The sequence below is a fragment of the Psychrobacter sp. genome, from assembly GCF_018260395.1.
Classification (GTDB): Bacteria; Pseudomonadota; Gammaproteobacteria; order Pseudomonadales; family Moraxellaceae; genus Psychrobacter.
The window spans coordinates 1-12,007 of record NZ_JAGLBC010000072.1 but is presented as its reverse complement, the minus strand read 5'-3'; the positions used below and the strand labels follow the sequence as shown (position 1 = coordinate 12,007).

Genomic DNA, 12,007 nt, shown 5'->3' with positions numbered 1-12,007 from the left:
GCCACAAGAATAAGGTTATAGTAATAACGCAATTTAATAATGATTTCAAATAAATTTCAAATACTTTAACGGTTAGTTTAAACAATTGATTTTTTCTTTAAAATATTAATATCATCATCGCTCATACCCAGCTCAGATAATACTGAGTAAGTATCGGCGCCAAGTTTTGGGGGAGGGGAATGGTATTTTACCGGAGTTTTTTCAAGCTTAAGCGGGCTACCCAAAACTTTAATAGGACTGTCTTTAAATCCTACCACCATTTCTCTAGCAATAACTTGTGGTAAATTAATAGCCTCAGCAACATCATTAATAGGTCCGCATGGAATATTAACGGATTGAAGCAATTGAAGACACTCATCACGAGTTTTGTTATTAAATTCAAAGGATAAAATTTCTGTCAGACTAATTCTGTTTTCAACACGCTTAGGATTAGTCGCATACTGTGGGTCTTCATGCAATGTTAATCCAAGTATTTTACTAATTTTAGCAAACTGACTATCATTGCCACAAGCTAGGATAAAGTTTTTATCATCAGCAGTTTGGAATACTTGATAAGGACAAACACTTGGATGCGCATTGCCCAATGGCTTAGGTGCTATTCCAGATGCTAGATAATTCATGCCAAAATTTGCTAGCATTGAAATGGCGCTATCAAGTAAAGCAACATCCACCCATTGACCTTCACCAGTATGATGCCTTGCCAACAGTGCAGCTTGAATACCAATGGTCAATTCAAGCCCAGCAAACAAATCAACCACTGGTACCCCGATTTTCTGAGGTTGACCATCAGGTTGACCCGTCAATGACATCAGGCCAGATAAACCTTGGCTAATAAAGTCATAACCAGGTTTGTGTGCATCGGGCCCTGTTTGCCCAAATCCTGTTAAAGAGGCGTATATCAATCTCGGATTCAAAGCTTGTAAAGAGTGATAATCAAGACCGTATTTTTTTAAACCACCTACTTTAAAATTTTCGACCAAGACATCACATTCAAGGGCTAATTTTTTTATAATATCTTGACCTTCAGGCTTAGACATATCAACAGTAATAGACTTTTTATTACGATTGATAGTGGCATAGTAAGCAGAGACTTTATCACTGATAGCAGTTGAACTTTGATCATTATCTTCGGCATTAGCATTAGATGAATCATCTTCAAAAAATGGAGGGGTCCAATGCCTTGTCTCATCGCCAATACCCGGTCTTTCAACTTTGATAACCTCTGCACCCAAATCTGCCAATATTTGAGTACATGAAGGCCCTGCTAGTACACGTGATAAATCAAGTACTTTTATGCCTTGTAAGGCTTGAACCGAACCAACTGATGTTTGCGCTTGCATATAATATCCTTATCTTAAGAGCTAGGCTTATTATCATTCGGCTTTTTGCTTTCAGTTTTAGTCTGGGATTTAGAGTTCCTGATTTTACTATCTTCAGATTTACCATCATCAGACAAATCTAATTCCTTTTTAATTTGGTTAAGCATGGTTATAGTTTGTGGATTCAGATTTTCTACCTCATCGCCTACAACGTATTTAACTTGCTTGAATGCTTCTTCACGTTCAGCTTTATCCTTTAATAGCATAGTTAAGGAATTGATTGCCCCTTTTTCGTTGAATCTAACAATTAGGGTTTGATTTTCAATCGTTTTTGCTAAATCAGAATTTGATAAGTTAGTGAACGGAGCTTGCTTAGTTAAGACTTCGGTTAAACGTAGTAGCTGATCACGATCGATATTATCGTCTGCAACAATATTAGCTAAGATAAGCATACGAATAACTGCTTCAGGATAGCCACCTTTATCTATATTTGACAATGCTTCATCAACTTTAGGTAAGTTACGTATTTCATCTTTATCCAACAAGCGACGTGAAGCTTCTTTATTACCGTATTGACGGAACCAAGGCAACGTCCATATATTAAAAAACATGGTCTCAGTTAGCTTACCGTTTAAGTTACCCCAAAAGTCCATGGTTATACTCAATGAATCCATAAACATTTTTTCAATTTTTAAAAAAACGTTATCTTGATTAATAGGTTCTATTGCAGGTAGCTTCACCGTTCCATAGTCTTGTGTGGAGCTGATTTGGCTATTATCATTAGATTTAGTCTCAACATGGTCACTAGTATCATTTGTTTGAGTCGTTTCAGTAGTTTTAATGGAATTTAAGGTATCTTTAGTGTCTGTATTATCCAAGTTGCTGTTAGGGGTATTTAGCTTTTCACTTAGACTGCTAATGGCTGTTGCCACTGGATTTTTACTACTCCATAAACTTCTTTGTAGTCTTAAAGGATGCATTGAGCGCATTAATTGAGCAGAGGTTTCATTGGTCATGGCTTTAACCATTGGACGCAATGTCTGTTCATATACACGAGTTTGCGATTTTGACGAGCGATGCACGGCTCTAAAAATCTTTTCATCTGTTCTGCATTCACCAATAGAATGACTCAAATCTTCAAAAGTACGGCGCTGTAGATCTACTGAAAAGGTTTTCTCTTTACCTTCGCCTTCGTGATCTTCAAGCTTCATTTCATAAAGACCAGGTGGCAAAATTTCAATCATATCCATGATAGAGGCCATGCCTTTATGCTCATGGTTGGCAATTTTTGAACTAACAAATATACCCAGATGTCCCACTTCATCATGAATCATATAAATAATACGCTGACCACATACTTCAATTTCTTTTTCATCGGTATACGCATCAAGAATCCATGCTAAAGCTTGTGGAGGCGGTGTAATGTCATCACCTTTTGAAGCAAAAACAATAACGGGCGCTTTAACATTGCGTAGATCAATATTAACCCCTTTTTCAAGCTGCGCTGTATTACGCGCTAAACGATTACCAATAAATATATTTTCAACAATCCAGCGTATTTCGGCTTCATTCATTAAAAAGTAACCACCCCACCAGCGCTCAAAGTCTAAAAAGCGGTCACGATTGGCGGAAGGATTTTTATATAGGTCGTAATATTTGCCTATATAGTTGCGATAAGGATGCATCTGCTCAAAATTATTGACCAACCAAGCGCCATCAAATACACCATTAGTCAAGTCAGCACTCATCATGGCCAGCCACGTGCCGCCATTTACACCAGCTTTATAGCGCATTGGATCAACACCAACTTCACCGCTCCAAGCAGCGACTGGGGCACCATTCATTACAATTGGCCCTTTAATATCAGGATGAGTGGCTGCCAATATTAATGCTGCCCAGCCACCTTGACAATTACCAACGACGACAGGTGATTGAGAATTGGGATGTCTTTTTTCCACTTCTCTTACGAATCTAGCTTCAGCATAGGTTACATCAGCAATAGTTTGAGTAGGTTGTGGCAGCCTCTTAAAGGCTACAAAATAAACAGGACGACCATTATTCAATGCAACGCCGACCTGGCTTTCAGGTTTAAATCCTCCTATACCAGCACCATGTCCCGCTCTTGGATCAATTATTATATATGGACGATTACTCTCATCGGTTATAACCCCTTCAGGTGGCTTAATTCTTAAAAGTACATAATTACAAGGCCGTTCAAATGTACTGGCATCCAAAACAACATCATAGTCGTAATCTAATACCGGCGGACAACCTGCCAGCTCATGTTCAATAAATATATCACCGCGTTGTTTGAGTATATCTGCAGTTTGTAATAAGCGTCTGGCACTATCATTGCTATAACTAAGCCACTGCTGCCATAATACAAATGGACTCTTAGCCTTATCTAATCCATTTTTTATATCTTGTAAGTCTTTATTCAGAGTCTCTGTATTGGTCTTTAGCAGCTCGAAATTTTGAGCTAAGTGACGCGATGCTACTGTAGACTTTAATTCATTACCTTCAGCTATATAACGCTTATAGCGGCTATATTCATGGATCATATCTTGAGTCTGATGAGCTTGATTGCTCAACACATCTTGCAAATTAGGACCAGCTTCTGTTGTGGTTCTATGCGGATTGTCTAAGTCTAGCCATACGTCGGCTTTATCAGGATTTTCAATGTTTTTAGCAATAGTATGTGTCATGTTATGCTCCTAAAGTATAAGTAATATCATTAAGCCAATGCTTCAAATGCTTTTATACGTACATATTCTCCAGGAGCATCGCACAATACCGGCCATGGCAGACCGTCATTATCAACACCTGGCTTTCTAGCTGCTACAGTGCCTGAAGAATGTTTAGAAATCCATTCTCCCCAATGCAGCCACCAGCTTCGTTCTTGTTTTTCTGCTAATTTAAACCACTCATCTGGGTCAGACACGTTTTCATTAGAGGTATAAAATCCGTATTTACCGGTAGGTGGATTGATAATGCCGGCAACATGACCAGACTCAGCTAATACAAACTGAACTTCGCTATTAAATACTTGAGTAGATTGGTAACTTTCTTTCCATTTGACAATATGATCTTGTATTGCAGCGACCACATAAGTAGGGGTAGTAACCTTAGACAAATCTATTTTTATATTGTCAAAAGTTAGTTCACCTTTTTTGATAAGCTTATTGCCAAGATATAGTTCTCGCAGCACAAATTTATGCAGTGCAGCGGTGACATTGGTACAGTCGGAATTCCAGTACAATAAGTCAAAAGGAGTAGGCCGTTCACCCATAAGGTAGTTTTGAATAAAATAGTTCCAATACAGGCTATTTTCACGTAGTAGACTAAAAGCAACACCCATCAAACGACCGTCAAACACACCTTTTTTGTCGCCCTCGCGTTCTAAAGCATTTACGATATCGTTATCAATGAATACCCCCAAATCTCCAGGATCACTGAAATCAAACATCGTTGTCCAAAACGTTGCACTGGCAATACGCTGTGATTGGTTATTTTCAGCCAACCAAGATAAGGTTAATGCTAATAACATGCCTCCAATACAATATCCAATGACATTGGCATTAGGCTCACCGGTAATTTTCTCTACTACATCTAAAGCGGCTAAAAGACCCTCATGCATATATGTTTCCATGCCAGCATCTTTATAAGATTGGTCAGGATTAACCCATGAAATTACAAATACACTATGACCCTCATTCAAAGCCCAACGGATATAAGAGTTCTTCTCTTTTAAATCCATAATGTAAAATTTATTAATCCAAGGCGGTACAATCAATAAAGGTTTTTTATTCACGGTTTGGGTTGTAGGCACGTATTGAATAAGTTCAAACATACGATTGCGATAAACCACTTTACCTGGGGTAACTGCTATATTTTCACCCAACATGAATGCCTCATTATCAGTCATTCTAATTGATAGCAGATGGGCACTTTTATCTAGATCTTCTAACAGCTGTTTTAAACCTCTTATTAAATTTTTACCTTTATTGGCCTTAGTGGCACGTAGCACTTCAGGATTGGTCAATATAAAGTTTGAGGGCGCGATAGCATTCAACCATTGGCGTGTGAAAAATAACAAACGCTGTTGTGTTTTTGCATCAAGACCTTCGGTCATCTCAATAGAGTCTAAGATACTAGTTGAGTAAAGGAGGTAACTTTGTTTGATGTAGTCAAAATAAACATTTTTGCTCCAAGCATCATCTATAAAGCGCTTGTCACCTTTATCAGGCACAACGATAGGCTCAAATTTTTCGGTTACTAAACTTAGTAAGCTGTTTTGCAACAATTGCATTTGATTTTGAAATAACTGTATTTGATTTTCAAGAAGGGGAACAGGGTTATTAATTAAAGCGGCGGTAGCGAATTGTTGGCTAACATTGAGCAAGCCGAAGGCTATAGATTGACTGGTAAGATTGGTCTGAGTTAAGCGTTTATAAGACTCAAAACCTAGTTTTTGAGACATTTCATAAAAACTATTAAAATTTATCTGACTAAAAGTGTTAGATTTAGAGGCATCTAAATCATTGTCATTAAGCGTTTTATCATTTGAATCTTGAAGATTTAGAAATTTATAAAATTTTTTTAACATAAATTTAGCCTCAGTAATGAGGATAGGTAAGGCCGGCACCACATCGTTCATGATGCCGGACAAATTCAGATCTAAAGGTATAAATTAAATTTTAGTAGTAGAGGTTGATGTTTTAGTTGAGGCGGTTGAAGGAGTAGTTTGGGTTGTTGTACTTGAAGTGCTAGGAGTAGTTGAAGAAGTTGACGTTGAAGTGGTACTAGGAGTAGCAGTGTTGCTAGAAGTAGATGAAGTAGCCTTTTCAGCCATCTTACTCATATTTTCAGTAAACTGTTGGGCAGTTTTTGCAGCTTGATCAGCCGTCTTTTGCATAGCATCTTGCATTTGCTCGTTGCTTTTGCCATAAACATCGCCCATAACTTTCATAACTTCATCTTGCATTTCGCTGCTAAGCTCAGTCAAGCGCTGGGCATCTGCAAGAATTTGTTGGCTAATATTGCTTAGCAAGTCTGCTTGTTTTGTTCCAAAATCTTTTGCAGCTTCAGGTGAATCAATTTTTGAGATTTGACGCATGTTTTCTAAACCCATCTCTGTATAAGTACGGATAGTGTTTAGTGAAAATTCAGCCATTTGTTCAGCATTTTTTACAAATGCTTTATTTAATTCAGACCATGGTCCAAAGAATTTTTGAGTATTTTCATTAAATTGGTTGATATAGTCATTTGATGTAGTAAAAGACATTATGTTGCTCCATATGTAAATTATGATTATTAAAATGAGTTAAAGGTTAGGTTAATAGTAAAAGGTTACTAGTTAATATCAATGTTGCTTATAGCGCATAGGCAACAGTTTTAAAACAACGTCAAAATACTCAGCTATTTAATAACTTTACTGTTTAAGTCTTAAGACATATATTGGCCGCCATTGACTGAGATTGTCTCACCGGTTACAAATTGAGCATCTTCGCTGATAAGATACATACATGCACTGGCAATCTCGCTACTATAGGCCAAGCGGTTCATTGGAATAGTTTCTTTAATTTTATCTAAAATATGAACAGGAACTGCTTCAACCATAGGCGTTAAGGTATAACCTGGAGCTACTACGTTCGCTGTGACGAATGAGCTAGCCCCTTCGTAAGCCAAAGCTTTAGTAAAGCCAATAATGCCAGCTTTTGCAGCAGAGTAATTGGTTTGACCATATTGGCCTCTTAAACCATTGATAGAGCTGATGTTAACGATTCGACCGGATTTTTGATTTACCATTTTCAAAAATATAGGATGAACAACGGTATATAAAGACATTAGATTACAATCTATAACTTGCTTCCATTGATCGAAGGTCATTTTTTTAAAGCTACTATCACGAGTTATTCCTGCACAATTTATCAAAGCATAGATACTGTCATACTTATCGATAGTGTAATGGATAACACTCATGGTTTGTTCATGATCGGTTAAATCAACTGCGATGAACTCAAAATTATTGGCATCAAAGCTGTTATCTTCACACCATTTTTCGATACGTTCAGGATTTTCTTGACTAATAGTTGCGATAACAAAATAATTATTTTCAATCAGCTTATGACAAATTGCAGTGCCAATACCACCTAATGCGCCCGTGACCAATGCCACTTTCTTATTTTGAGTATTTTTGATTGAATCGGACATAACTTCCCTTTATTTTATTAGTTTGATAAGTGCCACACTTGAACGGTTTTAGTTTCATAATTTGATGGTTAAATAAATTTATATATATTAAGAGAAATACAAAGCTTTAATTATTGTTATGCTTGTTGAACTAATTGTTGTTAATTTATTTTTTTAAATTGACCATATAAATATTCTATTCCTTGATTATGACAATTATGCGAATCAGTTTGATTCGCGATATTCAAATTGTTTAATTTATGTAAACTTAACAATTGAAAATTATTTATTTAGATGGTATTCCATAATTTTAAGTAACCTTTTAAACGCATAAAATTTAACCATATGAAAAACGAATGCTTTGTTTTTAAAGCATATAATTAAAGTAGCTTGGGAAATTATCTACAATTCATGAACTACTACATTTAAATAGGCATTTAGTTATTAATAAATTCATGATTATGTAACCAATAAATACAGGGTTAAATTGAAGGATAAATTGTCAGCTAATCTTATTTATTTTTAAGTTTATTTTTATTTTTAAATTTATAAATGCAATAGAAAAATTTGCGTTAATAATTAGGAAGATCAGTAAGATGATTGGTTCATTTAAAGAAAGGTTAAACGAATTCTATTAGACACCGCAAAGCCTTAGCTTAGGTGATTCAGCTTGTTTATAAGAGGATTTGTTTATATATAAATTATTTTTAGGATTGAGATTGTTGTTAGCTTTTATACGTATACGTTAAATTCAAAGCTAATAATTTTTCAGAAATTAAAAAAGTGAGTGTCATCTACGCACCGATATTACGAGATATGCATTAAAATTAATAAATTTTTTGTATAATGAAAATTAGATGAAAAAGTGAAAGATTTGAATAAAAATTAAAACAACTTTAAAGAGTGTGTATGAATAGTTATAAACTAAATTTATTTTACTAACACCACCGATAAATCTTATAGATTAGTTAAATTTGACATAATCGCTTAGTTCAATTTCGTAGTTAAACTATATAATAACCTATTATTTTTAGTATAAATTCCAGAGTAATTTTAGAATATAATTTAAATAAATCAAAACTTACAAATTTATAGGCATAGATAGGGGTAGTTATTAACTGACTAGAAAGTTTTGATCATTTTTAATTATCATACTTTAGGTTAGTTAAGACGTTAGAACACTATTTTAATCAAAATCAAAAGACTAACTCTAAGATTCTCAAATCAGTCTTTATCTTCTAAACGAGAGCGCTTTAACTTACTCGATAACGACCATGCAGCATCGGCTCTTAGCTCAGCTGCCAATTCACTTTTGCCACTTGATAAACTGCTCCACTGAGGTTTGCCTCGGGCTTTTTTAAGCTCACTTGGTAGTTTATTAGGTTGCCAAGGCGGTGTATTGGTTTCTTGCAGTTCAGTTATTGGCGTATCGGCGTTGGCAGCATGACCACGGTGACGCAGTGAGGCCAAAAGATCCAATGATCGAGTGGCAAGTAGGGTTAGGGTGGCTGGATCAATATATAGACGTTTTACCCCATTTAATTTATCGGCAATACTGCCGGTATTTGACAGTATCCCACCTGCCAAACCGCCAATGGCTGCACCAAGTCCAAAGGTAGTACCTAAAGCAGCAGCATCAATACCTAGACCTAATAGTGCACCAGCTGCAGCTCCCGAAGTGGTACGAAGGCCATAGCTTTTAAGCAATTCAGGGTCGAAAGGGTCTTGCTGATATTCACTTAGTTCAAGTGGGGTAACTACCGTGCTGTTGTCATAAAATTTATATAAGTTTAGCAATTTACCTTGCATGGCACGTTCTGTTTGACGAACTGCTTCTTGCATCTCGTTTAGTACTGGTAACGGATCATCATCCTCATTAATCTCACGCACATAAGCGGCAACATCTAATAAGAAGTGAGCAATAATAATGCCTGCCTGCTCATATAATTGCATCCAGTCTTCACGACGACGCTCAATAAGTTGATGTAATGTTTCTGGATAAGTCAGCATGGTGGCCAAATTCTGCCAAAGCTTCATTTCATCTTCAAACTCAAAAGCTACTGAATCAAAGCGAGTTGAGATATGAAGGTTACGTCGAGCCAACATGGTTTGCCAATCAGCGATATTGGTATCTTGGGCATCAGTAAAATTAAACACAAGCATCACTGGAATCGCAGACCATGACAATATTGCCAACTCATCTTTGTATTTGCCTAGCACGGGCTCTCTGGCATCGATCACATAGATAGCCATATCACTTGCCAATAATTGCCGGATAACCTTGGCTTCTTGCGAGTAGTCATTCAAAGCATTCACTGTATCACCACCTTGGGCGATATCACTGGCCAAGAACTGCTGCAATCGCTCAATACCATCACGGCGACTGGCAGTATTATCCTCAAGCCAGTCCATCAAGCCTGAGGCATCTTCTAAACCGGGCGTATCAAACAACGCCACTAGGGGCTCACCTGTTTGACTATCACTAATTAAAGCTCGTTCAACATGGCGAGTGGTCGCAGCTTCATTTTTGACTTCCCCAAAGTACATATCTCGCAATAAAGTACGTAATATTGAGGTTTTGCCGGTATTGGTATGTCCGACTACCGCTAACTTTAAAGCTTCTCCAGTAGCCAAAGTGGCTTTTCGGATACTGCTTACAGTTTCAACTGATTCAAAGTTATTAACACTATCAGCACCCGTATCAGTGACAGTTTCATTGATATTGTTATGGCTACTAGCATCACTATTTTTAAAAAAACTTAACTTATTTAAATCATCTAACTCTTGGTTATTATCTGAATGAGATAGGTCTTCTTCTGATGAAGTGCTAAAAGCTTTATCGCTAAATAATCCTTTTGCACGTTGTGAGATTGGTTTGTTATTATCAATAGTCATAAAGAGCCTGAATATAAGTTAAATTTATAATTAAACATAAATCAAAATAGTTTTTTATGCAGTAAATTTGCTAATAATTGACCAAAACCTTATAAAATAATAACTATTAAACTAGGCCAATATTACGCTCAGCTAGAGCCGTTTGCCACTGCTGTCGGCGCAATGAATTATTAGCTTCAGCAGTATTATCTTCTAATAATTGAACAATAACCCCTTGTTTAGCATGGGTCGCAAGCTTATCAAGTTTACGCATAGTGCCACGATCGGGCAGAGCTTTACTATGAATACCTATCAACACTTGTACATCATGATTAGCCAAATATTCAAGCAACTTGTCCATATCCTCACGATCATCTAACACACCGAAATTAGTCGGAGCAGGGGTGGTAAAAGCTTCACCAGCCGCATGATACCAAGTTGGATTAGAATATTTATATTCTAAAAGAGCCACAAGTTTACTACCTTGAGTCACCTTCGCTTTGGGAGCAATAGGCTGAACCTTTTCTACGAAGTCATCTTCATCGACGACCTTACGCTGCCAAAAGTTGATTATTTTTTGATAATAAGGCTGATTTAAATCAAGCTTCATTTTCTTACGATTGAACATTATTGCACAAAACGCCCAAGCTATAGCCCGCGGTACAATCCCATACATTAGCAAACTGCCAACCAATAAACTCGCCCACTGTCTAGCAATAGCTAAAGGCATATTTTGTGAGGCTAAACGACTTTGGATAATAGCGTCGGCATCAGGCACATTAAATCCAACTTTACTTGGTAGCCATCCAAGCCAATGTGTTAAATTCATCAATGCTTGATCAGAGAGTAGGGTAGACTCCCAACTAAAGCTATACTGACGCACAATAAGCAAAAATATGATCGCAAATAGCATTCCAGTTAAGGTGGCTAGCCAAAGTTGATGACTAAACCGGCTTAGATACCATCGCATACCAGTGTGATGCAATTGTTCATCATAAAGCTCTACTGCAGCTTGGGTAACATCGTCTTTACCGCGAATAAGTGCTTTTGGATTTATAAAGCTGGTTATTATACTAGGCGACTGACTGCCACGATTAATTATGGTAAATATCAACCATCCTATTAACATTAAGGAATGAAAACCAAGTAAACATACCAGTACATAAAAGAAGTTGACCACATTAGCCTGTAGCAGAGTAAACAAACCCAAGAACCCAGAGATACACCACAGCACACTCATAATTGAGATAATACCTTTGATGCGCCCGTCGATTTTATTTAACGTGCTGGCTAAAACGCCATTGCTATCGATGCGTTCCGCTCGGCGGTGCACCTTTTGAAGAGGAGTGGCAGCTTCATTCTGTAAACGTTCGGTAATGAGTAATGGATCAGTTGAGAAAACGTGGTTCTTGGTCTCAAGCTTACGTACCAGCTCAGTTAATTGGTCTTGCTTAGATAACATGATAGTCCTTATCAAATGCCTACCAAATATTATTAAAATTAATTAAAACTTGATGATTAGTAGACCTTAAGCTCTTATGAGATGATATGAAAATAAGTTATTTAATATTAGGGCGTGTTGAACATTCATAATTTCAGCCAAATATAAGCACAAGCCAAAG

Annotated in this window: 7 protein-coding genes; all 7 read right to left on the bottom strand. The window is 36.8% G+C overall.

The genetic code is table 11. The features are described 5' to 3' along the window. Positions 1 to 77: 77 nt before the first annotated feature. Positions 78 to 1,340, bottom strand: a complete 1,263-nt coding sequence (locus QZ265_RS06785) for a CaiB/BaiF CoA-transferase family protein (protein ID WP_296404666.1) — start codon at positions 1,338 to 1,340, stop codon at positions 78 to 80. Between the two features lie 14 nt (positions 1,341 to 1,354). Beyond that, positions 1,355 to 4,024: a DUF3141 domain-containing protein gene (locus QZ265_RS06780; protein WP_296404664.1), complete on the bottom strand. Its 2,670-nt coding sequence runs from the start codon at positions 4,022 to 4,024 to the stop codon at positions 1,355 to 1,357. Between the two features lie 29 nt (positions 4,025 to 4,053). After that, positions 4,054 to 5,925 carry a class I poly(R)-hydroxyalkanoic acid synthase gene (phaC, locus tag QZ265_RS06775; protein WP_296404662.1) on the bottom strand — a complete coding sequence of 624 codons (1,872 nt, stop codon included), beginning with the start codon at positions 5,923 to 5,925 and terminating at the stop codon, positions 4,054 to 4,056. An 84-nt stretch (positions 5,926 to 6,009) separates the two neighbouring features. Then, on the bottom strand, positions 6,010 to 6,603 hold the full coding sequence (locus QZ265_RS06770) for a phasin family protein (RefSeq protein WP_296404660.1): 594 nt from the start codon (positions 6,601 to 6,603) through the stop codon (positions 6,010 to 6,012). A 161-nt stretch (positions 6,604 to 6,764) separates the two neighbouring features. Beyond that, on the bottom strand, positions 6,765 to 7,532 hold the full coding sequence (phbB, locus tag QZ265_RS06765) for an acetoacetyl-CoA reductase (RefSeq protein WP_296404658.1): 768 nt from the start codon (positions 7,530 to 7,532) through the stop codon (positions 6,765 to 6,767). A gap of 1,203 nt (positions 7,533 to 8,735) precedes the next feature. Then, complete coding sequence (locus tag QZ265_RS06760; RefSeq protein WP_296404655.1) at positions 8,736 to 10,406, bottom strand: GTPase/DUF3482 domain-containing protein; 1,671 nt, start codon at positions 10,404 to 10,406, stop codon at positions 8,736 to 8,738. Between the two features lie 106 nt (positions 10,407 to 10,512). After that, positions 10,513 to 11,847, bottom strand: coding sequence for a DUF2868 domain-containing protein (locus QZ265_RS06755; protein ID WP_296404654.1), 1,335 nt, complete (start codon positions 11,845 to 11,847; stop codon positions 10,513 to 10,515). Positions 11,848 to 12,007 lie beyond the last annotated feature (160 nt).